The 24,512-nt window shown below is 66.7% G+C and carries 19 protein-coding genes, 2 tRNA genes and 1 pseudogene; 17 read left to right on the plus strand and 5 right to left on the minus strand.

Translation table 11 applies throughout. From position 1 onward, the window contains the following. Positions 1 to 41 precede the first annotated feature (41 nt). The 3 genes from AC1DD3_RS01895 to AC1DD3_RS01905 all read left to right on the plus strand — a co-directional run bounded on the left by AC1DD3_RS01895 (position 42) and on the right by AC1DD3_RS01905 (position 3,246). Positions 42 to 818, plus strand: coding sequence for a fumarylacetoacetate hydrolase family protein (locus AC1DD3_RS01895; protein WP_230116839.1), 777 nt, complete (start codon positions 42 to 44; stop codon positions 816 to 818). A 131-nt stretch (positions 819 to 949) separates the two neighbouring features. Continuing rightward, entirely contained in the window at positions 950 to 2,485 is a 1,536-nt protein-coding gene (gene gltX, locus AC1DD3_RS01900) for a glutamate--tRNA ligase (RefSeq protein ID WP_230116838.1), read from the plus strand. 35 nt (positions 2,486 to 2,520) lie between these two features. Next, the gene (locus AC1DD3_RS01905) at positions 2,521 to 3,246 is read left to right on the plus strand and encodes an HAD family hydrolase (RefSeq protein ID WP_230116837.1); all 726 of its coding nucleotides are present in this window, start codon (positions 2,521 to 2,523) and stop codon (positions 3,244 to 3,246) included. Here the strand turns inward: AC1DD3_RS01905 and AC1DD3_RS01910 are convergent. Further along, complete coding sequence (locus tag AC1DD3_RS01910) at positions 3,243 to 4,799, minus strand: hypothetical protein (RefSeq protein WP_476880838.1); 1,557 nt, start codon at positions 4,797 to 4,799, stop codon at positions 3,243 to 3,245. The genes AC1DD3_RS01905 and AC1DD3_RS01910 overlap by 4 nt on opposite strands. A 346-nt stretch (positions 4,800 to 5,145) precedes the next feature. On the opposite strand from AC1DD3_RS01910, the gene AC1DD3_RS01915 reads away from it, so the two are divergent. The 4 genes from AC1DD3_RS01915 (at position 5,146) to AC1DD3_RS01930 (ending at position 8,963) form a co-directional block, all read left to right on the plus strand. Then, positions 5,146 to 5,217: transfer RNA gene (locus AC1DD3_RS01915), tRNA-Gln, on the plus strand. 128 nt (positions 5,218 to 5,345) lie between these two features. Continuing rightward, a tRNA-Glu gene (locus tag AC1DD3_RS01920) sits at positions 5,346 to 5,421 on the plus strand. A 138-nt stretch (positions 5,422 to 5,559) separates the two neighbouring features. Continuing rightward, the gene (locus AC1DD3_RS01925) at positions 5,560 to 7,353 is read left to right on the plus strand and encodes a dynamin family protein (RefSeq protein WP_476880839.1); all 1,794 of its coding nucleotides are present in this window, start codon (positions 5,560 to 5,562) and stop codon (positions 7,351 to 7,353) included. Next, complete coding sequence (locus AC1DD3_RS01930; protein WP_230116834.1) at positions 7,350 to 8,963, plus strand: GTPase; 1,614 nt, start codon at positions 7,350 to 7,352, stop codon at positions 8,961 to 8,963. Before AC1DD3_RS01925 ends, AC1DD3_RS01930 begins: the two co-directional genes overlap by 4 nt. 19 nt (positions 8,964 to 8,982) lie before the next feature. Here AC1DD3_RS01930 and AC1DD3_RS01935 read toward each other — a convergent pair whose 3' ends face one another. From AC1DD3_RS01935 to AC1DD3_RS01945, 3 genes and pseudogenes are all read right to left on the minus strand, one after another. Next, positions 8,983 to 9,549 carry a DUF1697 domain-containing protein gene (locus AC1DD3_RS01935; protein ID WP_230116833.1) on the minus strand — a complete coding sequence of 189 codons (567 nt, stop codon included), beginning with the start codon at positions 9,547 to 9,549 and terminating at the stop codon, positions 8,983 to 8,985. A gap of 53 nt (positions 9,550 to 9,602) precedes the next feature. Continuing rightward, positions 9,603 to 10,879, minus strand: a pseudogene (locus AC1DD3_RS01940) (HNH endonuclease). A gap of 469 nt (positions 10,880 to 11,348) precedes the next feature. Beyond that, positions 11,349 to 12,068, minus strand: coding sequence for an IclR family transcriptional regulator (locus tag AC1DD3_RS01945; protein WP_043420062.1), 720 nt, complete (start codon positions 12,066 to 12,068; stop codon positions 11,349 to 11,351). 111 nt (positions 12,069 to 12,179) lie between these two features. On the opposite strand from AC1DD3_RS01945, the gene leuC reads away from it, so the two are divergent. The 6 genes from leuC (at position 12,180) to AC1DD3_RS01975 (ending at position 18,776) form a co-directional block, all read left to right on the plus strand. Continuing rightward, entirely contained in the window at positions 12,180 to 13,637 is a 1,458-nt protein-coding gene (gene leuC / locus AC1DD3_RS01950) for a 3-isopropylmalate dehydratase large subunit (RefSeq protein WP_230116832.1), read from the plus strand. Between the two features lie 9 nt (positions 13,638 to 13,646). Then, positions 13,647 to 14,249: a 3-isopropylmalate dehydratase small subunit gene (gene leuD / locus AC1DD3_RS01955; protein ID WP_230116831.1), complete on the plus strand. Its 603-nt coding sequence runs from the start codon at positions 13,647 to 13,649 to the stop codon at positions 14,247 to 14,249. Positions 14,250 to 14,497: 248 nt separating this feature from the next. Further along, positions 14,498 to 15,823: a UDP-N-acetylglucosamine 1-carboxyvinyltransferase gene (murA, locus tag AC1DD3_RS01960; RefSeq protein ID WP_230116830.1), complete on the plus strand. Its 1,326-nt coding sequence runs from the start codon at positions 14,498 to 14,500 to the stop codon at positions 15,821 to 15,823. 9 nt (positions 15,824 to 15,832) lie between these two features. Continuing rightward, the gene (locus AC1DD3_RS01965; RefSeq protein ID WP_230116829.1) at positions 15,833 to 16,579 is read left to right on the plus strand and encodes a lysophospholipid acyltransferase family protein; all 747 of its coding nucleotides are present in this window, start codon (positions 15,833 to 15,835) and stop codon (positions 16,577 to 16,579) included. Beyond that, the gene (locus tag AC1DD3_RS01970) at positions 16,576 to 17,628 is read left to right on the plus strand and encodes an NAD(P)H-dependent glycerol-3-phosphate dehydrogenase (RefSeq protein WP_230116828.1); all 1,053 of its coding nucleotides are present in this window, start codon (positions 16,576 to 16,578) and stop codon (positions 17,626 to 17,628) included. The genes AC1DD3_RS01965 and AC1DD3_RS01970 overlap by 4 nt, the downstream gene beginning before the upstream one ends. Positions 17,629 to 17,630: 2 nt before the next feature. After that, entirely contained in the window at positions 17,631 to 18,776 is a 1,146-nt protein-coding gene (locus AC1DD3_RS01975; protein WP_230116827.1) for a D-alanine--D-alanine ligase family protein, read from the plus strand. Between the two features lie 66 nt (positions 18,777 to 18,842). Here AC1DD3_RS01975 and AC1DD3_RS01980 read toward each other — a convergent pair whose 3' ends face one another. Beyond that, a complete protein-coding gene (locus AC1DD3_RS01980) occupies positions 18,843 to 19,391 on the minus strand; it encodes a DUF3515 family protein (RefSeq protein WP_476880840.1) in 549 nt (182 codons plus the stop codon). 100 nt (positions 19,392 to 19,491) lie between these two features. Here AC1DD3_RS01980 and AC1DD3_RS01985 point away from each other — a divergent pair, with 100 nt between their 5' ends. Genes AC1DD3_RS01985 through rsmD form a run of 4 tightly spaced genes read left to right on the plus strand, consistent with a single transcriptional unit; the run spans position 19,492 to position 24,512 of the window. Continuing rightward, positions 19,492 to 20,517, plus strand: a complete 1,026-nt coding sequence (locus tag AC1DD3_RS01985) for a thiamine-phosphate kinase (protein WP_476880841.1) — start codon at positions 19,492 to 19,494, stop codon at positions 20,515 to 20,517. 22 nt (positions 20,518 to 20,539) lie between these two features. Next, positions 20,540 to 21,556: a DAK2 domain-containing protein gene (locus tag AC1DD3_RS01990; protein ID WP_476880860.1), complete on the plus strand. Its 1,017-nt coding sequence runs from the start codon at positions 20,540 to 20,542 to the stop codon at positions 21,554 to 21,556. A gap of 34 nt (positions 21,557 to 21,590) precedes the next feature. Next, positions 21,591 to 23,846 carry an ATP-dependent DNA helicase RecG gene (locus AC1DD3_RS01995; protein WP_476880842.1) on the plus strand — a complete coding sequence of 752 codons (2,256 nt, stop codon included), beginning with the start codon at positions 21,591 to 21,593 and terminating at the stop codon, positions 23,844 to 23,846. A 60-nt stretch (positions 23,847 to 23,906) separates the two neighbouring features. Next, the gene (gene rsmD / locus AC1DD3_RS02000; RefSeq protein WP_230116823.1) at positions 23,907 to 24,512 is read left to right on the plus strand and encodes a 16S rRNA (guanine(966)-N(2))-methyltransferase RsmD; all 606 of its coding nucleotides are present in this window, start codon (positions 23,907 to 23,909) and stop codon (positions 24,510 to 24,512) included.

The raw sequence follows: 24,512 nt of genomic DNA on the forward strand, positions 1-24,512 counted from the left end.
ACGCGACGAGGGAGCCGAACCAAGACTGTAGGCTTGGAACCATGCGTATTGCCCGGTTTGTAGTCGATTCTGATCCCCTCTACGGCGTTGTTGAAGGCCAGTCCGGCAGTGAGGAAATTACTGTCATCAACGGCGACCCGTTCTTCAACGGCGTGGAACGCACGCACGTCCGCCACAAGCTGGAGGACGTCCGCCTGCTCGCACCCATCATTCCCCGCAGCAAGGTCATCGGCGTGGGCAGGAATTTCGTGGAGCACGCCCGCGAGCTCGGCAACGAAGTGCCGCAGCAGCCCCTGCTGTTCCTCAAGCCCAACACCTCGGTGGTAGGCCCGAACGATCCCATCGTGCTGCCGGAGTTCTCCGATGAAGTCTCCTACGAGGCCGAGCTCTGCGTCGTCATCGGCCGGATCTGCAAGGACGTTCCGGAAGAACGCGCGGACGACGTCATCTTCGGGTACACCTGCGGCAATGACCTCACCGCCCGGGACGTTCAGAAGACCGACCTGCAGTGGGCCCGCGCCAAGGGGTTCGACACCTCCGCGCCGCTGGGGCCCTGGATCGAAACCGAACTGGACCCCGAGGACCTGTCCATCAAGGGGTGGCTCAACGGCGAACTCCGCCAGGACGGCAGCACCAGCCAGATGATCCGCGGCGTCCGGGAACTTGTTTCCATCGTCTCGAGCGCGTTTACCCTCCTCCCCGGCGACGTCATCATGACCGGCACCCCGGCCGGCGTCGACCTCGTGCAGGCCGGTGACCGGTACGAGGTGGAAATCGAGGGCATCGGCAGGCTGTCCAACCCGATAGTCCGCCGCTAACTGCTTTTCGCTCCGATTTCGGACGGCCGCACCGTGGATCCACGGTGCGGCCGTCAGTTTTCGTAGCGGATGTGCGCACCGGAGCCTGCGTCGAAATCCGTGATCGGGCAGGCGGTAAAGTTGGAGTCACTATGACTACTCCTTCTGCGCCCAACGCCGTCCCCGGCTCTGCCCCCCTCGAAGTCACGCGTGAAGTCACTGCCGACACTCCCGTCCGCGTCCGGTTCTGCCCGTCACCCACCGGCACCCCGCACGTCGGCCTGATCCGCACGGCCCTCTTTAACTGGGCCCACGCCCGGCACACCAAGGGCACATTCGTGTTCCGCATCGAGGACACGGACGCCGCGCGCGACTCGGAGGAGAGCTACCAGCAGCTGCTGGAGGCCCTGAAGTGGCTCGGCATCTCCTGGGAAGAAGGCGTGGAAGTCGGGGGTCCGCACGAGCCCTACCGCCAGTCGCAGCGTCTGGACCTCTACAAGGACGTCGTGGCCAAGCTGATCGACGCCGGATACGCCTACGAGTGCTACTCCTCGCCGGAGGAGGTCGAAGCCCGCCACCGGGCAGCCGGCCGCGATCCCAAGCTGGGCTATGACAACTTCGACCGTGAGCTCTCCGAGGAGCAGCTGGCGGCGTTCCAGGCCGAGGGCCGCAAGCCCGTGCTCCGCGTCCGGATGCCGGATGAGGACGTCACCTTCACCGACATGGTCCGTGGCGAGATCACCTTCAAGGCCGGCAGCATCCCGGACTATGTCATTGTCCGCGCCGACGGTTCCCCGCTGTACACGCTGGTCAACCCGGTCGACGACGCCCTGATGGGCATCACGCACGTCCTCCGCGGTGAGGACCTGCTGTCCTCCACGCCCCGTCAGGTGGTGCTGATCCGCGCGCTCATGGACATCGGCGTCGCCAGCTACATGCCGGTCTTCGGCCACCTTCCGTACGTCATGGGAGAGGGCAACAAGAAGCTCTCCAAGCGCGATCCGCAGTCCAACCTGTTCCTGCTCCGGGACCGTGGCTTCATCCCCGAAGGCCTGCTGAACTACCTCTCGCTGCTGGGCTGGAGCCTGTCCGCCGACGAGGACATCTTCACGGTGGAGCAGCTGATCGAGCACTTCGACGTCAACGACGTACTCGCCAACCCGGCCCGCTTCGACATCAAGAAGGCCGAAGCCATCAACGGCACGCATATCCGCATGCTCGACCCGGAGGACTTCCGCGGACGCCTGGTCCCGTACCTCAGGGCCTCTGGATTCGTCGGGGAGAGCCTGAGTGAACGGCAGGAGGAGATCCTCGCCGAGGCTGCCCCGCTGATCCAGGAGCGCATCTCCCTGCTGGGTGAAGCTCCGGAAATGCTCGCCTTCCTGTTCAAGAAGGACGACGCGATCGACGTCGCGGACGACGCCCGCAAGGGACTGCCCCAGAACCTCCAGGAGGTTCTCGACGCTGCCGTGGCGGCGCTCGAGCCCATCGACGACTGGAACGCTGAGAACATCCAGACCGCCTTGAAGCAGGCCCTCGTGGAGGACCTTGGCATCAAGCCGAGGCTGGCATTCGGGCCAGTGCGCACGGCCATCTCCGGGCGCAGAATCTCACCGCCGCTGTTCGAGTCCATGGTGATCCTGGGCAAGGAATCGTCGCTGGCGCGGCTGCGCGCCTTCCGCGGCTGATGTCCCGGCCGGCGGCCGTGGAAGCGACCGAATCCATGCAGCGAGCCGTCCTGGACCGCCGGTTCGGCGCGGTGGGAGGCGTTCTTTTCGACATCGACGACACCCTGGTTGACCTGGGCTTCGCCATGACCACCGCGCTGCGCGATGTCAGCGAACATCTCCTGCCCGGCCTGGACCAGGCCGGGTGGGAGAAGTTCGGCAGGATCTTCACCCACGAAACCACGCACTACTACGACCGCTACCTGGCCGGCGAACTGACCTTCAATGAGCAGCGGCTGCTCCGGGGCCGGGCGGCGCTGGGCCATTTCGGCGTCGACCTGGGCGAAGGTGAGGAATCCCGCAACTGGCTCAGTTCCTATTCGCGCCTGCAGCCCAGCTACGTCAGGGCGTTCGAGGACGTCGTACCCCTCCTGGATGCGCTGGACGCTGCCGGCATACCCTACGGGGCGGTGAGCAACAACGTGCATGACTACCAGCGCGTCAAGCTCGACAGTGCCGGGCTTGAACGGATCCGCGTTCTGGTGGGCACAGATACCGTGGGGGTGCCCAAGCCGGATCCGGCAATCTACCTGGAGGGCGTGCGGCTTCTGGACAGCTCCGCGGACAGCACGCTGTATGTCGGGGACAACCGCCTGCTCGACGCTGAAGGATCGACGGCGGCAGGACTGCTGGGCGTGTGGCTGAACCGCACCGGGGAGGCCGCCCCGGGCTTTCAGGGGCACGAGGTCGGCACCCTGCTGGAGCTGCTGGCCAGGGACTAAGGGCTCTCCTGCAACGGCAGGCTGTTTCGCGCCGGGTTTCGGAACGCCCGGTTTCGGAGCGCCTGGATTCGCAGTCCCCGGTTCCTCAGGATGAGGTAGGCAGCGACCGAGCCGAGGCTAAGGACTCCCACCAGCGCCACGGCCATCGCGGCATCGGACTGGCCAACATGGTTCGACGGCGAAACCGCGGCGATGGCTGAGTGGAGCGTGCCCGTGCCTTCGGCGATCCGGGCGTTGCCATCGGCGAGCTTGGCCGCTCCGCTTGCAAGCCGGGTGGAGCCGGCTGCAAGCCTGGTGTTGCCATCGGCGAGCTTGGCCGCTCCGCTTGCAAGCCGGGTGGAGCCGGCTGCAAGCCTGGTGTTGCCGTCCGAGAGCTTCGAGGCCCCGGCAGCGAGTGCCCTGGACCCGCTGAGCAACCCCTGGCTGCCGGGATTTGTGGGGTCGCCTTTGATGCCGGCGTTGAGCGCCGAGGTTCCCGCGGCGAGCCGCGAGCTTCCCTGCGTGATCCTGGCGGTGGCTTTGAGCAACCCCGGATGGGCAGGGTCTCCCGGCACACCGTCCATCCCGACTCGGAGCTTGGCCGTTCCTTCCGCGAGGAGACGGGTGCCCATCACGACGCCGGGGTTGTTCGGATCCGTGCTGTTCAGCCTGCCTGCCAGCGTGCTGAACCCAGCGGTCAGCTTTCCCGTTCCGGCGTGAAGCTGCCCTGCCCCCGCATCCAGACGTGCCGCGCCGGCGTTGAGCTGTTCCGCGCCTGCCTGCAGCTGCGAGGCTCCGGCGTCCAGCTTCTGTGCCCCCGCCCGGATCTTGGCGATCTTGTCCTTGACCACAGACAACGGAACCAGCCCCTGGACGGGATCCGACGCCGCGGACTCCAGCAGCTCCAAGGCCTGTGCCAGCGCCGCCGTTCCGGTACCTGCCGCGGGATCGTTGTTCGCACCCCGGTAGCCCTTGAGTTGCACGGTGCCGGCCTCCAACTTGTCCGTGCCGGCAGCAAGTTCACCGGTTCCCGCCGCCAGCTGCCCTGCACCGCCGTCAAGCCTGGTGGCGCCGTCGGCCAGGTTATTCGGGGCATTCCCCGCCGGGGTCTGCGTCAGGGCTGCGGACAACTGCACGGATCCGGCCGCAAGCTTGTGGGCACCGTCATCCACCTTGTAGACGCCAGGGGCGAGCTTGTTGTTGACATCCGTTTCGATCTTGACGGCACCTGCGGCGAGCTGGCCGGCACCGGTTTCGAGCCTGTTGGCCCCCGGCGCCAGTTTGCCGCTGATGCCGGTGTAGATCTTTTCCGCGCCCTCAGAAAGTTTGACGGACCCTGCATTGGCCTGTCCGGCACCGCCGGAAAGCCTGCCAGCACCCGCTTTCAGCTGCTCCGCGCCGGCTGACGCCCTTTCTGCCCCGTCCTGCAACCTGGCCGAACCGTCTGCGACGCGTCCCGTCACGACGGTGTAGAACCCCAGCAGCGCCATGAGCAGAAGCGCCAGGATGGCGACGGCAAGCTGTTGGGCCCGGGTTCGGGTTTTGCTGGGCATGGTGGCACGGCTCTGTGGCACGGATAATTCCTCTCGACGGGTTTCCGGCGGCGGCTTTGCTGCCGGGCACTCCCGGGGCTGTGATGCAGCTAACAATCAAAAAAGGCTGCAACTCGGCCAGCATGGGGGCGGGGGAGGGGCTGTTACTCGGCGGTAACTTACCGAGCGTAAACTTATTTTCCCCGGCTTGGCAAGGATTTTCCTGCCACGGAGGTCCCGGTGCCACCGAAACGGGCCGCTTAGCGCCGTTCTTGGAGGGTCCGTCCGCTCGATTTGTGCCGGGCAAAACTCTCGGGTAAAGTAATTACTCGTGCTGAGGCGCTCGGAGCGCAGGATTGGTCCTGCTGAACCGGCCCGAAAGTTCCATTGGGATATGGTGTAATTGGCAACACTACGGTTTCTGGTACCGTCATTCTAGGTTCGAGTCCTGGTATCCCAGCTCTGAAAAATCCGCGGTGTTCCGCAGATTTTCGGGAGTTTCAAAGAGAATCGTCAATTTGAAACACAAGCCGAGTGTATGAAAGAATCACTTGGCTGGCCGGCAGAAATGCTAGTTGGAAAGTACGCGGCCCCATCGTATAGCGGCCTAGTACGCTGCCCTCTCACGGCGGTAACGCGGGTTCGAATCCCGCTGGGGTCACCAATGATCAGGCTCCGGGCAGCAGCCCGGGGCCTGATCTGTTTAACCGGCCCCATGTGCCTGGCGGATCGATTTGACTGGCCGGCCAGCGCTCCGGCCATGCCTGACCCGCAAAATTCCCCAAACTGGCATGATGATGCTGTGACCTCCTTCACCGAGCCTCCGCGGCCTGACAGGCCGCCCCAGAGCCAGAAGCCAGTAGAGCAGTCAGCTGGCGCGGTCGCGCTCCTGGAGTCCGTTCACAGCGACCTGGCTTCAGTATCGCTGCCGCTGGCGCTTCCCGGCGTGGAGCAGGCAAGGTTGGAGATCCGCAATTCGGTAGCCCAACTCGATGACTACATCCTCCCGCGGTACCGGAGCCTCGACGCTCCGCTGCTGGCCGTCGTCGGAGGTTCTACCGGTGCGGGCAAATCTACCCTCGTGAACGCGCTCGTTGGCCACCCCGTCACGCGTGCCGGAGCCATCCGCCCCACTACACGCCAGCCCATACTCCTGCACCACCCCGGAGATGCTGCCTGGTTTGAGGACCAGCGCGTTTTGCCAAGCCTTAGCCGCATCCGGGGCTCGGTGGTCTCCACCCAGGTGCCTGCCAATCAGGCCGGTCCCACGCCGGACGCAGCCTCGATCTCGTCGCTGGTCCTGGTGGGAGACCCCGCCGTGCCGCAGGGAATTGCGCTCCTGGACGCGCCGGACATCGATTCCATCTCAGATGACAACCGTAAGCTGGCCAACCAGTTGCTGGCGGCGGCCGACCTCTGGATTTTTGTGACCACCGCCAACCGCTATGCAGATGCAGTCCCTTGGAAGCTGCTGCTCAACGCAGCGTCGCGGGACATCATGGTCGCCGTGGTCCTCGACCGGGTCCCCCCGGCGGCCGAGGCCGAGGTCAGCCAAGACCTGCTCGCCATGCTTGCCCGGGAGGGGCTCGGCGAAGCCGGACTGTTCGTCATTCCGGAAGTTTCCCTGGACCGGTTCGGCATGCTGCCCGCGGCCGCCGTTGAACCGCTCAAGACGTGGCTTGGAAATCTCGCCGCCGACGCCGCCGGGCGGGCAGAGATTGCCCGACGCACGCTCAACGGAACCGTCCAGGCCCTGGGCCAGCGCGTCCACCGCGTGGCTGAGGCCTCGGGGGAACAGAGCCGCGCCGCGGAGATTCTCCGCGACGACGCCCGGGCCGCCTACAAGGACGCTGTGACCCGGATCCTCAACGCCACGAAGGACGGCGCGCTCCTGCGCGGTGAGGTGCTGGCCCGCTGGCAGGACTTCGTGGGCACGGGAGAGTTCTTCCGGAGCCTGGAGCAGAACATCGGACGGTTCCGGGACCGCATGGGGGCATTTTTCCGCGGTGAACCAGCTCCGGCCATCAAGGTGGAAACCGCCATCGAAACGGGGCTGCAGGCAGTCATCGTCGATGAAGCCGCCAACGCGGCGGAGGACACGGACCAGCGCTGGCGCTCGGATCCTGCGGGGCGACAGTTGCTGGGCACGGACGACCTCTCCGGAACCAGCCCCGGGTTTGCAGCCGAGGTGGCCGCGGAAATCCGGGCCTGGCAGGAGAGTCTGATGGAACTGATCCGGACCGAGGGCCAGGGCAAGCGGACGCAGGCCAGGTGGCTGTCGTTCGGCATCAACGGCCTCGGCGCCGCGCTGATGATTGTGGTCTTTTCCATGACTGCAGGCCTGACCGGACTTGAGATCGGCGTGGCGGGCGGGACCGCCGTCGTCGGTCAGAGGCTGCTTGAGGCCTTCTTCGGCGAGGACGCCGTACGCCGTCTCGCCCAGACCGCCCGAGAAGATCTCCACTCCCGCTGCCAGACGTTGCTGCAGGGTGAACAGCAGCGCTTCCTGGACCGGCTGGCATTTGACGGCGGCGCATCGGCCGAAGTACTTGCCGGCCATGCCCGGTCTTTGGCCCGGCTGGCGGGCGCCGCATGAGCCGCCACAGCGTGGTCAAGGAAGCAACGCAGCTCCAAAGCCGCCTTGAAGCATTGAACAATGCCCGCGAGCTGGCCCAAGGGGTCCTGCCGGCTGAGGCGTTGGATGAGGCGTTCCAGGTCCTGGAGCGCGCCAGTTCGCGGCGGTCACTTTCCGCCGACCATACCGTCGTGGGATTTTTTGGGGCAACGGGAAGCGGTAAGTCAACCCTTTTCAATGCCGTCCACGGGGCAGAAATCGCGACGGCGGCCGCCCGCCGGCCCACTACCTCGGAACCTTTGGCGAGTGTCTGGGGAGCGGACGGCAGCGAGACGCTGCTTGACTGGCTGGAGGTGCGCCAGCGCCATCACGCTGTGCCAGTGGAGGGATTCGCGGACGAATCAAGCGGGCTCATACTTCTTGACCTGCCGGACTTCGATTCGACGAGGGCCGCAAACCGCGAGACCGTGCAGCGGCTGGTGGGTATGGTTGACGTCCTGGTGTGGGTGCTGGATCCGCAAAAGTACGCCGACGCCGCCGTCCACAATGACTTTCTGGCCCCGTTGGCGTCACACGGCGCCGTGACCCTTGTGGTGCTGAACCAGATCGACCGGCTCCCCGACGCCGATGTGCAGCCGGTCCTGGAGTCGCTCAGGGGCATCCTCGTCCGCGACGGGCTCGGCAAGGTCCAGGTTCTGGGGGCTTCGGCCCTTACCGGGGCCGGGGTGGACAAAGTCCGGGCGGCGATCGGCCACGTGGCGGCGCAGCGGGCGGCCCTGTCACTGAGGCTCTCCGCGGATGTCTCAAGGGCGTCCGCACGGCTGCAGGATGCGTCCGGGACCGGCGAGGCAGCCGGCGTGAAGGGCGGATCGAAGGCGCGGCTGGCGGAGGAGTTAGCGATCGCGGCCAACGTCCCGCTGGTCGTCGATGCCGTAGGCCGCTCATACCGGCAAGAGTCCACCCGGCGCACAGGCTGGCCGGTGACAAGGTGGCTGGTCCGGTTCCGGCCGGACCCGCTCCGGCGCCTGAACCTGCGCCGCGGTACCAGTGCCGAGGTGAACAGGACCTCGCTGCCTCCCGCAGGTGCCCCGGAACGGGCCAGAACGGACGCCGCGGTCCGTGACTTTGCCGACGCCGCGAGCGACGGCGCACCGGGCCCGTGGCGGGCGTCGATCCGGAACGCAGCCCGGCAGGGGAGGGACAGGCTCCCGGATGCTTTGGACCAGGCCATCGCCGGTGCCGACTTGAGAGCGGGACGGAGATCCTGGTGGTGGGGCGTTTTCAACGTGGTCCAGTGGCTGGCGCTGCTGACGGCCGTGGGCGGACTGGGGTGGCTTGGCCTGCTCGCGGTCCTCGGCTATTTGCAGTTGCCGATCCCGGAGGTGCCCCGCGTGGAGGGCTGGCCTATTCCCACCCTCATGATTGCCGGCGGCGCGGCGCTGGGCATCCTCCTGGCGATCACCGCGAAATTCATTACCGCCGGCGCGGCCCGTGCCCGGGCGGCGTCAGCGCGCAAGCGCCTCAAAGCAGCCGTAGTGCAGGTCGCGGCGAAACATGTGGTGGAGCCCGTGGAAACCGAAATCAGCCGGCTAAAGGCCTTCAACGCAGCGGTCAGGGCCGCCAGCAGATGACCCGACGCCAGGGTGGCTTTTAGGCCCCGGCGTCCTGGAGTGCGGCTGCAGCATCCCGGACCTTGACCATGGTGCGGAGGTTGCGGGTTGTGGTGGAAACCTTGTACTTCGGCTTGGCCGTCAGCTTGCTGAAGGGGCTGTCCAGGGTACCGCCCGCCGGTGCCAGCCAGGCCAGGGCCTCCGGGCCCAGCCTCTCCTGCTCCACGCCGACCCCTTCGCCGCCGCCCAGTGCCTCCGCGGCGGCGACCAGCTCGTCCAGTGCGGCGGTATCCGAGGTCAGAGTGAGGTACGTGTGGGTGGTTTTGTCGTCCGCCGGATAGCGACAGGCTGCAACCAGTTCGGCAACACGGGAGGACGTCAGCACCACAACCCAGGCGTCATAGCCGAAGGATTGCCTCAGTGCCGCCTCGAATTCCTTTTTGACGGCTCCGGGAGCAAGGTCACTGGCCAGCACGACGTTGCCGCTGGCCAGTAGCGTCTTCACACCGGTGAATGGGGACGCCTTCAGGGCTTCCTTGAGGTCCGCCATCTTGATGTTGATGCCGCCCACGTTGATGCCGCGAAGGAACACTGCGTAGCTGGTCATGCGCTCACAATACTGCCGGTTGTGGCTGACAGGGGCGTGCGCCGCCGGTGGTCCTATTCTGCGACGCCGGTATGCCCGCCGCAGGCTTGTTGGTTGCGCGAATTGATCAGGCGGGTTTGGCTGACTTTTCGGGGCAGGCTGGTTCCGGACGGCGTGGTTCCGGGCAGCGGAGGTGCCGTGGAGTGATAGCTGTGGCCGGTGGGGGTCCGGAGTTCGATCGTGTGCCGGGGACCGGGGCTGGGTTGGGCTTTCCATCCTGGGAGTTCTTTGGTGTGGTTGCAGGCTTCGCACAGCCCGGCCCCGTTTCCGAGGCTGGTGGTCCCGCCGGTGTGCCACGGTACGACATGGTCATGGTGGCGGATCGGCGCGTCGCAAAAGGGGGTGCGGCAGGTGTCATCGCGGGCCTGGATGAAGCGCCGCAGCCCCGGCGGGAACATGCGCGCCCGCGTATCCATGCCGACAAGGTCGCCCATCCCGGGGGCGGTGTAGAGCCGGCGGAGCCAGACATCGAAAACTGCACTGTGCCCAGAGTCCGCCCGCCGGCCCGGGTCTGGGCCGTCACCCGTTGTGGGATCGTCCTCCCGACCGCGCCCTGGCTGGCCCAGTTGTTGCCCTTGGCCCCGGGTGAGGAGGTTGCGGGCCCAGCCGGCGGGGACGGTGCCGTACCCGGGAAGGCGGGCTGGTTCGCTGTTGCCCTGGAGGAGGGAGCGGTCGGTCATGATCAGCTGGATCTCGATGCCGGTGATGCCTCCGGGGGTGCCGGTGGTGCGTTCTACCAGGGCGTCGGCCATGATCTGGCCACGTGACCGGCCGTCGCCGTCGGAGCGGAGGGTGTCGGCACGCCGGCTGAGCGCGGCGTGCACGGCGACGCCCTGCGCGACGGGCAGCAGGTAGGTCATGGTGTCCGGTGCCGGGCGGAGGCGCACGTTCGTCGTCGACGGCGCACCGGTCGGTATGGGACAGGCATGCCGTTTTCTTTGACGAGCAGGGTGGCGCGCCATTCGTTGAGCTGGCCGCTGTCCAGGGCGGCCAGGGTGTGCGGCATCTCGGTCACGAGTGCCTTCGCGAAGCCGAGCAGCCGGCTGCCCCGGTTGGGGGATTCGCGGCGGGCGAGGGCGATCTCCGCGGCCACGCCCTGGCCCCATTCCGCGGCCGGGGCCCCTGCCCGGGCCTGGCCCCGGCGCTGGGCGGCATCAAAGGCCACGGCAATCCGGACCTGCAGCCCGGCGATGACGCATTTGAGGTCTTCCAGGCCTGCCAGCTGATCGATCAGCCTGGCACTGTCCGCGCTGAGACGCAGCGAACCCGCCGCCGCGATCAGGTCCTGCACGCTGGCACAGCTCGAAGCGGAGCTGGACGCAACGGTATTCGAGCCGGCGGTGTCCGACTCGGCGTCGTCTTCAAACGCGGCCCCGGCAAAGGCAGGGTCTGCAGATGAGGCATCGGGAAAAGGATCCTCTGGAAAAGTGGCGTCTGGAAACCCGTCATCAGGGAAAGGGTCGAGTGGAAACGCGTCGAAGGGAAAAACAGCGTCCGGGAACCCGGCGTCCGGGAAATCGGCGCCGGGAAAATCGCCCCGGGGAAGAGCGCAGCCGCATGGCAGCGCTGCCTTCGTCAGGTGCGATTCCCCATCTCCATCCATAAACACAGTCTGCCAAGGGGCACAGACAATTTAGGGTCGGGGCCGGTACCAGCTAAGAGAGTTTCCAATAGCTGGCCAAGCCCCACGAGCGCCGTGCTGTTCCGAGGGCAGGAAGCCTGCGATATCCGGCCCAAGGTGGACTAACCCGGCACTCGCCCTAGTCGTTGTTCTTGCGGAGCGCTTCCGTCAGGACCCGGGCTGCGTTGCAGACCACCTCGGCGTGCAGGCGGCCGGGCTGGCGGGTGAGCCGCTCGATGGGGCCGGAGATGGAGACGGCGGCGATTACACGGCCGGAGGGACCGCGGACGGGCGCCGAAACCGAGGCGACTCCCGGCTCCCGTTCACCGAGGCTCTGACCCCAGCCCCGCCGTCGTACTCCCGCCAAAACGGTGGGCGTAAATCGCGCAGACTGGAGTCCTTCCAGCAGGCGGTCATGGTCCTCCCATGCGAGCAGGACCTGGGCGGCGGAACCCGCCTTCATGGACAGCTGAGTGCCAACAGGGATGGTGTCGCGGAGGCCGATGGGCCGCTCGGCAGAGGCGACGCAGACGCGCCAGTCGCCCTGGCGGCGGAAGATCTGGGCGCTTTCGCCCGTGGCGTCTCGCAGCTGCATCAGGACCGGACCCGCTGAGGCGATGAGCCGGTCCTCGCCGGCGGCCGAGGCAAGCTCCACGAGGCGGCTGCCGAGAACAAACCGGCCCTGGATGTCGCGGCTTACCAGGCGGTGGTGAACCAGCGCCAATGCGAGCCGGTGCACGGTGGGCCTTGCCAGTCCCGTGGCAGCAACGAGCTGTGCCAGAGTCGTGGGTCCGGCCTCGAGCGCGTCAAGCACCTGGGCCGCTTTATCAATGACACCGACTCCACTAGAATTGTCCATGTAATGATATTGCCGTCTCATTATCTGAGATGCAAATCTTTTGACTGGCTTATTGCACGGCTCTGCTGCTTCAGTGGAAGTAACAGCCAACAGCAGTGAAGGGAGATGGCCATGGCAAACACATTGGCCGAGAAAGTCTGGGACGCGCACGTGGTGCGCAAAGGCGACGGCGACGGCGCCAACGCCCAGCCGGACCTTCTGTACATCGACCTTCACCTCGTCCACGAGGTGACGTCCCCGCAGGCCTTTGAAGGGCTCCGCCTGGCCGGCCGCAAGCTGCGCCGCCCGGACCTCACCATCGCCACGGAGGACCACAACACTCCCACGCTGGACATCGACAAGCCAATTGCCGACCTCACGAGCCGGACGCAGATCCAGACGCTGCGCAACAACTGCCAAGAGTTCGGGGTGCGCCTGCACTCTCTGGGCGACGCCGAACAGGGCATCGTGCACGTGGTGGGTCCCCAGCTTGGCCTGACCCAGCCCGGCATGACCGTGGTCTGCGGCGATTCGCACACCTCAACCCACGGCGCCTTCGGCGCGCTGGCCATGGGCATCGGCACGTCCGAGGTGGAGCACGTCATGGCCACCCAGACCCTGTCCCTGAAGCCGTTCAAGACCATGGCCATCAATGTCGAGGGCACCCTCCGTCCCGGCGTCACAGCCAAGGACATCATCCTTGCAGTGATCGCCAAGATCGGCACCGGCGGTGGCCAGGGCTACGTCCTGGAGTACCGCGGATCGGCCATCCGGGCACTGTCCATGGAAGCGCGGATGACCATCTGCAACATGTCCATCGAGGCAGGGGCGCGCGCCGGCCTGGTCGCTCCGGACGAAACCACCTACGCATACATGAAGGGCCGCCCGCACGCACCGGAAGGTGCCGACTGGGATGCCGCCGTCGCATACTGGTCCACCCTGCGCAGCGACGATGACGCCGTCTTCGATGCCCAGGTGGACCTCAACGCCGACACGCTCGAGCCGTTCGTCACCTGGGGCACCAACCCCGGCCAGGGCGTCCCGCTGTCGGACAAGGTCCCTTCCCCCAACGACTTCGGCGATGAGAACGCCAAGGCGGCAGCCGAACGTGCGCTGCAGTACATGGGCCTGGAGGCAGGGACACGCATGAAGGACATCCGGGTGGACACGGTCTTCCTGGGTTCCTGCACGAACTCCCGCATCGAGGACCTCCGGGCCGCGGCTGACATCATCCGCGGCCGCGAGAAGGATCCCAAGGTCCGCATGCTCGTGGTGCCGGGCTCGGCCCGCGTCCGTCTGGAAGCGGAAGCCGAGGGCCTGGACCGGGTGTTCAAGGATTTCGGTGCAGAATGGCGCTTCGCCGGATGTTCCATGTGCCTGGGCATGAACCCGGACCAGCTTGAGCCGGGGGAGCGCTGCGCATCCACGTCCAACCGCAACTTTGAAGGGCGCCAGGGCAAAGGCGGACGAACCCACCTGGTGTCGCCTGTGGTGGCAGCTGCCACGGCAGTGCGCGGAACGCTGAGCTCGCCGTCGGACCTCGATCCGGCCCCGGAATCCGCCGCCCTCCAGACGACCGACGCAGCCTAGGAAGGCCCCATGGAAAAGTTCACCACCCACACCGGAATCGGCGTCCCGCTGCGCCAGAGCAATGTTGACACCGACCAGATCATTCCGGCGGTCTACCTCAAGCGGATCACCCGCACGGGCTTCGAGGATGCACTGTTTTCGGCCTGGCGGAAAGACCCGGCGTTCATCCTGAACCAGGCACCCTTCAACGCCGGCTCCGTGCTGGTGGCCGGGCCCGACTTCGGGACCGGCTCCTCCCGCGAGCACGCAGTCTGGGCGCTCAAGGACTACGGCTTCAAGACCGTGCTGTCCTCCCGGTTCGCCGATATCTTCCGCGGCAACTCGGGCAAGCAGGGACTCCTGGCTGCCGAACTGGCGCAAGATGACATCGAACTGATCTGGAAGGCACTCGAGAACGCCCCCGGCACCGAGGTGACCGTGGACCTCGTGTCCAAGACCGTCATCTGCGGGAACGTGGTTGCTCCATTCTCGATCGACGATTACACGCGGTGGCGCCTGCTCGAGGGCTTCGACGACATCGGCCTGACGCTGCAGCACGAGGAAGACATCACCACCTACGAGGCCACCCGGCCGGCCTTCAAGCCGAAGACCCTGCCGGCCAGGCTTTCGTAGGTCCTGTTACCCAGTCGGAGGCCCGTCGCACGAATCTGCGGCGGGCCTTTCCGTTGCCGGGCCCATACGGGTGAATACTGTATTGAGCCCCCTGTGGATCCACTCCCTGGCCCCGCAGTGCCCGGCCGCAGGTCCCGCGGAGACGGCTTTCACAAGGGGCCGTATTTCGGTTCGGTAACGCAAGCTCATATGCTTAGCTGGTGCCTTTGTAAGGATTTGGGGACGAGTAGTCGTGAGGAAACCGGTAAATGAGTAGTGTTCTGACAATCCGCGGAGGCGTCCCGCTAACTGGCCGTGTCAAGGTCCGCGGTGCAAAGAACCTTGTGCCCAAGGCCATGGTGGCGGCGCTGCTGGGCAATGAGCCTTCGGTGCTCCGGAACGTTCCGGAAATCAAGGACGTCGAGGTTGTCACCAGCCTGCTCCAGCTCCACGGGGTCACCGTGGAGAAGGATCCCGTGACCGGTGATCTCACCCTGGATCCGAAGGACGCCAAGACGGCGCCGAGCACGGCCATTGACGCCCACGCCGGTGACTCACGCATCCCGATCCTGCTGTGCGGCCCCCTGATCCACGCCATCGGTGAGGCTTTCATCCCCGATCTCGGCGGCTGCAAGATCGGCGACCGCCCGATCGACTACCACCTGAACGTGCTGCGCCAGTTCGGCGCCGTCGTGGAGAAGCGCCCGGGCGGCATCCACATCTCCGCGCCCAAGGGACTCCACGGCGCCAAAATCTCCCTGCCGTACCCCTCAGTGGGCGCTACGGAGCAGGTCCTCCTGAGTGCCACGCGCGCCGAAGGCATCACCGAACTCTCCGGCGCGGCTACCGAGCCCGAGATCGTGGACCTCATCGCTGTGCTGCAGAAGATGGGCGCCATCATCAGCGTCCAGACGGACCGCACCATCCGCATTGAAGGTGTCCGGGACCTGGGCGGCTACAACCACCGGGCACTCTCTGACCGCAACGAATCTGCGTCCTGGGCTTCCGCTGCCCTGGTCACCCGCGGCGACATCTTCGTTGAAGGCGCTTCCCAGCGCGACATGATGACCTTCCTGAACACCTTCCGCAAGGTGGGCGGCGGCATGGACATCGGCGACGACGGCATCCGGTTCTACCACCGCGGCGGCAAGCTGAGCCCGCTGGTGCTCGAAACCGACGTCCACCCGGGCTTCATGACGGACTGGCAGCAGCCACTTGTTGTCGCACTGACGCAGGCCGAGGGCGTTTCGATCGTGCACGAGACCGTGTACGAGAACCGATTCGGCTTCACCGACGCCCTGATCCGGATGGGAGCCAGCATCCAGGTCCACCGGGAATGCCTGGGCAGCGTCCCGTGCCGTTTCGGGCAGCGGAACTTCCTCCACTCAGCCGTCATCTCCGGCCCGACGCAGCTCAAGGGCACCGACATCGATGTTCCGGACCTGCGGGGCGGCTTCAGCCACCTCATCGCAGCCCTGGCCGCCACCGGCACGTCCCGGGTGACGGGTATGGACATCATTAACCGCGGCTATGAGCGCTTCAATGAAAAGCTCGCAGGCCTGGGCGCCGATTTCGACATCACTGCTGCGAAGTAGTGTGCCCCTGTGAAGGAATCGGCCAAGAGCCACATCACGTTCGTGATCATCGCCGGGATTGCGCGGCCCCTCCTGACACTGATGATGAACAAGAAATGGGAAGGCACAGAAAAACTTCCCGCCGGCGGTTTCATTGCGGCACCCAACCACTGCACCGAGATCGATCCGCTGGTCGTCGGGCACATGCTTTACAACCAGAAGCGCGCCCCGCACTTCCTCGCCAAGGCAGGCCTCTTCAAGGTGCCGGTCCTCGGTAAGCTGCTCCACGCCGTCAAGCAGATTCCGGTGGAACGCTCGACGGCGGGTGCCAACCGCTCCCTGCAGCTCGCCCAGGAGATCGTGGCAGAGGGCGGGGCGATTGTCATCTACCCGGAGGGCACGCTGACGCGGGATCCGGACCTCTGGCCCATGAAGGGCCACACGGGCGCTGCCCGGCTTGCACTCGAAGGAGGTATCCCCGTCGTGCCCATGGCCCACTGGGGCGCCCACGAGGTCTTCCCCCGGTATGCCAAGCGTTTCCATCTTTTTCCGCGGAAAACTTCCAGGATCCTGATTGGCGATCCCGTGGATCTTTCCCGCTTCGAGGGCCGGCCCAGGGACAAAGCCACCCTGACGGAGGCCACCGAGGCCATCATGGATGCAGTCACCGGCCTTCTGGCTGAACTCCGCGCTGAGCAGCCCCCCGCCAAACGCTGGGACCCGGCTGCGCACAACCAGACGAAGCACGGCCGCGACGTGGAACGGGGCGGACAATGACGCCTGAGCGGGCCCGGCCCGGTGCCGCGGTGTCGGTGGCGGTCCTCGGCGCAGGCTCGTGGGGAACCACGTTCGCCAAGATCCTCGCCGACGCCGCCACAGGCTCGGGCGTCGACCGCCGCATCCGGCTTTGGGGCCGGCGCGCGGAAGTCGTAGAGCAAATTAACCGGTACCACCGCAACCCGCAATACCTCGCCGACGTCGAACTTCCGCCGAGCATCACGGCGTCCACCGACGTGGCCGAGGTGCTCGCCGGAGCAGACCTCGTGGTCCTCGCCGTTCCGGCGCAGTCGCTGCGCCTGCAGCTGCGCGAATGGAAGCCCCTGCTGGAGGCGGACGCCCTGGTGGTGTCCCTCATGAAGGGCCTCGAACTCAGCACCGACGCCCGCATGAGCGAAGTCATCGGCCAGGAGCTGGATATCCCCGCCAACCGCATTGCCGTGGTGTCCGGGCCCAATCTAGCCATGGAAATCGCCCGGGAGGAACCTACGGCCTCGGTCGTGGCGTGTCCCGACTCCGCGGTCGCCGGCTGGATCGCCAGGAGCTGCACCTCTCCGTATTTCCGCCCTTACACCACCTCGGACATTGTGGGCGTCGAGATCGGCGGCATCGTCAAGAACGTCATAGCCCTGGCGGTGGGAATCTGCGAGGGCAAACAGATGGGCGATAACACCAAAGCGTCGGTGATCACCAGAGGACTTGCGGAGACCTCCCGCCTGGCTCTGGCTCTGGGCGGCGAAGCACAAACCATGGCGGGACTCGCCGGGTTGGGGGACCTCGTGGCCACCTGCTCGTCGCCGCTGTCCCGGAACCACACTGCCGGCCGGCTTCTCGGCCAGGGACTCACCCTGGATGAAGTCGCCGAAAAGATGACCCAGACGGCCGAGGGCATCAAGTCCGGGCAGGCTGTCCATGAACTTGCCGGTAAGCTCGGCGTCGAGATGCCCATCACGGCAGCCGTCGTCGCCGTGCTGGCCGGAAAATTGTCCGTTGACCAACTGGGGCCGCTACTGCTGGCCCGGGAACTTAAATCCGAAGGCGATTACTGACAGTGTCGGAAGAAAACTTGACCGCAGCGGACAACGCCCAGACGAGCAGGCCCCGCGTTGCGGTGCTCTTCGGCGGGCGTTCGAGTGAACACGCCGTCAGCTGCGTCACGGCAGCCGGGGTGCTGGGCGCAATCGACCGCAACAAATACGACGTCATTCCCATCGGGATTGCCAAGTCCGGGCAGTGGGTTCTTGCTGCGGGGGACACCGGGCAGTGGTCACTTTCGTCGACCTCCCTGCCAGAGGTTGCGCCGTCGTCCCAGACCGTGACACTCGCCGAAATCGGCGGGGAGCACCAGCTTATCGTGGCCTCGCCCAACGAGGTGCCGCAGGAACTCGGCACGGTGGACGTGGTTTTCCCGCTGTTGCACGGTCCGTTCGGCGAGGACGGAACCATCCAGGGCCTCCTGGAGCTTTCCGACACGCGATACGTAGGTGCCGGGGTACTGGCGTCCGCCGTGGGCATGGACAAGCATTTCATGAAGGTGGTCTTCGAGGCCGCCGGACTGCAGGTTGGCCCCTACATCGCTGTGACGGACCGGCAGTGGCGCAACGATCCCGAATCGGTGCGGAAGCGTGTCGACCTGCTCGGCTACCCCGTGTTCGTCAAGCCCGCCCGCGCCGGATCCTCCATGGGTATCTCAAAGGTGGATCGCCTTGAGGACCTCGACGCGGCCATCGAGGCCGCCCGTGAACACGACCCCAAGCTCGTCATCGAGGCCGGCATCGTCGGCAGGGAAATCGAGTGCGCCGTGCTGGAAGGCCGGGGCTCCGCTGCACCGCGGACGTCCCTGCCTGGAGAAATTTCCGTGGCCGCCGGTGACCATGAGTTCTACGACTTCAACGCCAAGTACGTGGATGACGCCGCCGCACTGAGCTGCCCCGCGGCTATGCCCGAGGAGGCTATAGCCCGGGTGCGGGAGCTCGCCGCCGTGGCATTCGACGCAGTCGGGGCCGAGGGCCTTAGCCGGGTCGACTTCTTCTACACCGCCGACGGCGCGCTCATCATCAACGAGATCAACACCATGCCTGGATTCACGCCGAAGAGCATGTATCCGCAGATGTGGGCCGCCTCGGGGCTGAGCTACGCGGAGCTGATCGACGAACTCATCTATCTGGCGCTGAAGCGCAAAACCGGTCTCCGCTAGGACGCGCCGCTGGCCGGGCCCGTCCGGCCCCGGGGTTTGACCACCTCTGGTCGAGCCTGTCGGGACCTACTTGCTGGTGGGCAGGTGCTGAAGGTCTTCCTGGCCAACGCAGTTGCGGCTTGCCTTGATTTTCCCGGCAGCCCCGGAGAGGTCGGCCAGCACAGTCGCCGAGCTGATCTTGTTCGGGTCCATCAGGATTTCCGTGGCCGGTTCGCGGCCGAAGGTGGTCAATGTCCACACGGGATTGCCCTCCTTGATGACCCAGTCGACGTCATTGACGCTGACACAGCGGTCCGTGGTGGGCCCGGGTACGTTGACTCCGCACCGCAGGATCACCTGGGAGGGATCACCCCATGCGGCCGTCGCCTGGCTGTTCGTCTTGCGGAGGCGTGCATCGCCGATGGCGTCCGGGAGTGCCACCATCATGGGAGCGCAGGCCGGGTTCGCGGCGTCGGCGGCGGGCGCAACATCGACGGCGGGGGAGCAGCCGCCCAGCGCAAGGGCGGCGGCTGAAGCCACGGCCAGGACTGACCAGATGCCGGGCCGGCTGGCCGGTCCGGGGACCCGAAGGTTTCGGGCTGTTCGGGCTGATCCAGGGGTGCGGCGGCAGTGCATGCGTTAACCCTATCCCGGAGTCAGGACCCGAATTGCCGTGAGGTCACCGGCGCCCCGCATGCCGGGAAACAATGTCGTCCCGTCGCGGTAGCGTAGTGGCGTGCCCCAATCACCACTGACTGTCGCCGAACTGTCCGAAGCCGAGTTGCTCACGCGGATCTTCCCGCGGCTGGAGCTGAACGCCGTGCACAGCGCGGCCGTTCTCCTGGGTCCTGGCGATGATGCCGCCATCGTTGCCGTGCCGGACGGCCGGACTGTCATCAGCATCGACACCCAGGTACAGGACCAGGATTTCCGGCTCCAGTGGAACAACGGCTACCGGACCACCGGCTACGACGTGGGGTGGAAGGCGGCAGCCCAGAACCTCAGCGACATCAATGCCATGGGCGCCACCGCAACCACGCTCGTGGTCAGCCTCACCATGCCGGCCGACACTCCGGTGGAATGGATCGAGGACCTGGCGGACGGGCTGGCCGCGGCCATCGGAAAGCTCGGGGCAGGATCATGCTCTGTCGCCGGAGGCGATTTGGGCCGCGGGGGCGAGCTGTCCGTCACTGTGGCGGTTCTCGGCTCCCTCAGTGGAGGCCAGCCCGTACTCAGGTCCGGGGCAACGGCTGGCGACACTCTGGCCATTGCCGGCAAAGCCGGCTGCGCGGCTGCGGGGCTCGCACTCCTGGAGTCGAACCACCCTGTGGCATCGCTGGCCCCGGAACTGAGGCTGTTCCTGGATCTCCAGTGCCGCCCCGAGCCGCCCCTTGATGCCGGGCCAGGGGCGCGGACATCAGGAGCCACCGCCATGATGGACATTTCGGACGGGCTCGTGCGGGACGGCACCCGGCTCGCTGTTGCGAGCAACGTCGTGCTGGACCTTGATCCCGGGAAGCTGAAGCAGCTGGCCGCGTCACTGCGGCCGGCCGCCGCGCTCCTGGGGGCCGATCCGTTGGCGTGGGTGCTGGGCGGCGGAGAGGACCACGGCCTGCTTGCTACATTCCCCGCGGACATTCAGCTGCCTCCCGGGTTCACTGGGATAGGCTCAGTACAGGCCCGCGGTTCGAATGAAGCGGCGGGCGTTAAGATCGCGGGACGGCCCGCTGACTCCGTGGGATGGGATCACTTTGCAGACTAAGATTGCCGCCAACGCGCAAGCGATGAAGCGGTGGTTGGGCAAGGCCGAAACAGCCCTGGGGAACCACAGTGACCGCCTCAATGCGATCAACATCTTCCCGGTGGCCGACGGCGACACCGGCACCAACCTTTACCTGACAGTCCGGGCAGCGGCCCGTGCGCTTCAGGAGTCCCCGCCGGAAACGTCGCAGAGGGCCAGCATTCAGCTGGTCCCGGCCCAGAACGACGTCGGTGCGGTCCTCGCCAAAGCCGGGCAGGCCGCGATGGAGCAGGCCAGGGGAAACTCCGGCACACTGTTCTCGGTTTTCCTGTGCGCCGCCGCCGAGCCCTTGTCGGGGCACATGCGGCTCACCGCCACGTTGCTGGCCGCGGCCCTCAACCGGGCGCAGATCCGGGCCTGGTCGGCGCTCAGCGACCCTGTGCCCGGGACCATGCTGTCGGTCATGGAGGCAGCCGCCCGGGCAGCGGCCGCCGTCGACGCCGCCCAGAACGGGAATGACAGCAACCACGCCCTGGGCCTGGTGCTGGACGCCGCAGTTGAGGCAGCACTCGAGGCCGTCGTCCGCACCGAGGGCCAACTCGATGCCCTGCAGGCCGCCCACGTCGTGGACGCCGGCGGCGTGGGGATGCTGCTGATCCTTGACTGCCTGCGGTCGGCGGTACTCGGCGGGGAACTCCAGAGTGAACTGCTGGACGGCCTGCACGGCTACGACGTGCAGGACCCCCACATCCACGCGGACCTGCCGGATGACGACGGCGTGGAGGTCATGTGCATCATCAGCCTGTCGCCGCTGGACGCGGCCACTCTCAGGCAGCGCCTCGACGAGGTCGGGGATTCTGTGATCATGAGCCAGGTGGGGCCGTCTCCGGATCAGGAAGGCCGGTACCGCTGGCGGGTCCATGTGCACGTCTTGGAGCCAGGTCCCGCCCTGGAGATGATCGGTTCCCTCGGCGAGCCCACCGGCGTAACAGTCAGCGAGCTGGCACTGCCACGAGACCCCAACCCGGTGGAGGCTGATGTCCGGAGCCTCGAGGGTTGATGAAACACAGAGGGCCGATGAACGCAGAGGAAAGATGAACACCGAGCTTGAACTCGGCCTGGAGCGCCGGATGGGCAAACGCTCCGCAGCCGTCGTCGAAAAACACCTGGGGATCACCACGGTTGGCAGCCTGCTCAACTACTTTCCGCGCCGCTATCTGAGCCGGGGTGAGCTCACGCCCATCAGCGAGGTTCCCCTGGACGAGGAAGTGACACTCATCGCAAGGGTCGTCTCGAACAGCACCCGGCAGATGCGCGCCCGGCGCGGTTCCCTGACCGACGTCGTGATCTCCGACGACGCCGGTGCCGGCAACTCAGTCCGGTCTGCGGGGGCCGGCCTGCCGGGCACCCTGAAAGTCAGCTTCTTCAACGGCTTCCGGGCCAAAACCGAACTCCAGCCCGGCCGCCGGGCCATGTTCTCCGGAAAGGTGACCCGCTATGGCGGATCGCTGGGGCTGACCAACCCCGATTTCCTGTTGCTCGACGAGGACCCGGACACTCCGGGGATGGATCCGGAAAAACTGGCCGCCATGCCCATCCCGGTGTACCCGGCAACCGCGAAACTCACCAGCTGGTCAATCCAGAAGGTGATCGCGACGCTCCTGGACACCGTTGACCTGGATGACCTGCCGGACCCGCTGCCCGCAGGCATCTCTGCGCGCGAGAAGTTCCTGCCCGTCGCGGAGGCCTACCGCCTGATCCACGCGCCGCAGACCCCTGGGGACTGGCAGCGCGCCCGGGACCGCTTCCGGTACCAGGAGGCCCTGGTGCTCCAGTCTGCCCTTGCCCGGCGCCGCGCCCAGCTCGCCGCCGAGGAAGCAACAGCCCGCCGGCCCCTGCCCGACGGACTGCTGGCTGCCTTCGACCGCCAGCTGCCGTTCACCCTCACCGGCGGACAGGCCGCCGTGGGCAAGACGCTCTCCGGCGAGCTGTCACAGGACGGACCGATGAACAGGCTGCTGCAGGGCGAGGTGGGATCAGGCAAGACCATCGTGGCGTTGCGGGCCATGCTCCAGGTCGTCGACGCCGGGGGACAGGCTGCCCTGCTGGCACCCACGGAGGTCCTCGCAGCGCAGCACTTTGACTCCATCCGGCGGACGCTCGGGCCGCTGGCCGCCGACGGGCTGCTGGGCGGCCTGGGCGACCACACGGTCCAGGTCAGCCTGCTCACCGGTTCCATGCCCACCGCCGCCCGCAAGCAGGCGCTGCTCGACGCCGCCTCCGGCACCGCCGGCATCGTCATCGGCACCCACGCCCTGCTCAGCGACAACGTTTCCTTCTACGATCTCGGCCTCATCGTGGTGGATGAGCAGCACCGCTTCGGCGTGGAACAGCGCGACGCCCTGCGCGCGAAGGCGAGCAAGCCCCCACACCTGCTGGTCATGACCGCCACCCCCATCCCCAGGACGGTGGCCATGACCGTCTTCGGTGACCTCGAAACGTCCGTGCTGGACGAGCTGCCGGCAGGCAGGGCGCCCATCAGCACGCACGTGGTGGGCCTTGCGGAGAACCCCGGCTGGGCAGGCCGGATCTGGTCGAGGGCCCGGGAAGAGATTGACGCCGGGCACCAGGTCTATGTCGTGTGCCCCAAGATCGGAACGGACGACGACGGCGACTTCAGTCCCGGCGAAGCGGAACCCGGCGCCGGGGAACTGGAGGGGGACGGTGCCGCACGCGAGCTGGCCTCGGTGACAGGCGTCGTCGAACATCTCCGCGAGGAACCGGCCCTGGCGGGTGTGCCGCTGGCACCGCTGCACGGGCGCCAGGATCCCCTCGTGAAGTCAGAGACCATGGCCTCGTTCACGGCCAACGAGACCAAATTGCTGGTGTCCACCACCGTGATCGAAGTGGGTGTGGACGTGCACAACGCCACCCTGATGGTCATCCTCGACGCGGACAGGTTCGGCATTTCGCAGCTCCACCAGCTGCGCGGACGGGTGGGCCGCGGTGGGCTGCCGGGAACCTGCCTGCTCGTCACCACGCTTGAACCCGGCCACCCCAGCCGCCGCCGGCTGGATGCCGTGGCCGCCACCACAGACGGGTTCGTACTCTCCCAGGAGGACCTGAAACTGCGGCGCGAGGGCGACATCCTGGGCGCGTCCCAGTCCGGCGGCCGGTCAACGCTGAAACTGCTGAGAGTGCTGGAACACGAGGACATCATCGCCCGCGCCCGGCAGGACGCCCAGGACATCGTCGGCAGCGACCCGTCGCTCGCGGACCACCCGGCACTGGCGGAGGCCATCGACGATTACCTGAACCCCGAGAAGGAGGCGTTCCTTGAACGTGGCTAGCAGCACCGATGCGCTGGGACCCCAAGCAGCGGCACGCCGGGCGGAAGCGGGGCCGGCGGCATGAGCCGGATCGTGGCAGGGGCTGCGGGAGGAACGCCGCTGGTCAGCGTGCCGGGTTCGCTGACGCGTCCCACCACCGACCGCGTTAAGGAAGCCCTGTTCTCCCGGCTGGACGCCTTCGATGTGCTGGCTGGCTCCCGCGTGCTCGATCTGTACGCGGGCTCCGGCTCACTGGGCGTGGAGAGCGCCAGCAGGGGCGCCCAGGCTGTCGACCTCGTCGAATTTGCCGACCGGGCGAGCGCCGTGTGCCAGCGGAATGCGGACCTGATCAACGGTGTGCTGGGCCGGAAGACGGTCACCGTACACCGCTCGCGGGTTGAGTCGTTCCTGGAGCGGACGGCTGATGGAACCCGGTGGGATGTGGTTTTCCTGGACCCGCCGTACCCGCTGGACGAGCCGGCCCTGGCCGCAGTCCTCGGGAAACTGGCCCGCCACCTGGCGCCGGGCGCGGTGGTGGTGGTGGAAAGGTCGTCAAGGACGCCGGAGCCGTTCTGGCCTGCAGCCCTGGAACGCTTCGCGGAGAAGAAATACGGCGAAACCCGGCTGTGGTTCGCCGAGCCCGTCAGCGACCACCAGGTGGACGTCGTTCCGGAGGCAGAGGACTGA

The organism is Arthrobacter sp. 05T444 (assembly GCF_056395905.1).

Bases quoted from the DNA above. Each gene is read 5' to 3' on its own strand.
- AC1DD3_RS01895 (WP_230116839.1), top strand. From the start codon at position 42: ATGCGTATTGCCCGGTTTGTAGTCGATTCTGATCCCCTCTACGGCGTT.
- gltX (WP_230116838.1), top strand. From the start codon at position 950: ATGACTACTCCTTCTGCGCCCAACGCCGTCCCCGGCTCTGCCCCCCTC.
- AC1DD3_RS01905 (WP_230116837.1), top strand. From the start codon at position 2,521: ATGCAGCGAGCCGTCCTGGACCGCCGGTTCGGCGCGGTGGGAGGCGTT.
- AC1DD3_RS01930 (WP_230116834.1), top strand. From the start codon at position 7,350: ATGAGCCGCCACAGCGTGGTCAAGGAAGCAACGCAGCTCCAAAGCCGC.
- AC1DD3_RS01935 (WP_230116833.1), bottom strand. From the start codon at position 9,549: ATGACCAGCTACGCAGTGTTCCTTCGCGGCATCAACGTGGGCGGCATC.
- AC1DD3_RS01945 (WP_043420062.1), bottom strand. From the start codon at position 12,068: ATGGACAATTCTAGTGGAGTCGGTGTCATTGATAAAGCGGCCCAGGTG.
- leuC (WP_230116832.1), top strand. From the start codon at position 12,180: ATGGCAAACACATTGGCCGAGAAAGTCTGGGACGCGCACGTGGTGCGC.
- leuD (WP_230116831.1), top strand. From the start codon at position 13,647: ATGGAAAAGTTCACCACCCACACCGGAATCGGCGTCCCGCTGCGCCAG.
- murA (WP_230116830.1), top strand. From the start codon at position 14,498: ATGAGTAGTGTTCTGACAATCCGCGGAGGCGTCCCGCTAACTGGCCGT.
- AC1DD3_RS01970 (WP_230116828.1), top strand. From the start codon at position 16,576: ATGACGCCTGAGCGGGCCCGGCCCGGTGCCGCGGTGTCGGTGGCGGTC.
- AC1DD3_RS01980 (WP_476880840.1), bottom strand. From the start codon at position 19,391: ATGCACTGCCGCCGCACCCCTGGATCAGCCCGAACAGCCCGAAACCTT.
- AC1DD3_RS01990 (WP_476880860.1), top strand. From the start codon at position 20,540: ATGAAGCGGTGGTTGGGCAAGGCCGAAACAGCCCTGGGGAACCACAGT.
- AC1DD3_RS01995 (WP_476880842.1), top strand. From the start codon at position 21,591: ATGAACACCGAGCTTGAACTCGGCCTGGAGCGCCGGATGGGCAAACGC.
- rsmD (WP_230116823.1), top strand. From the start codon at position 23,907: ATGAGCCGGATCGTGGCAGGGGCTGCGGGAGGAACGCCGCTGGTCAGC.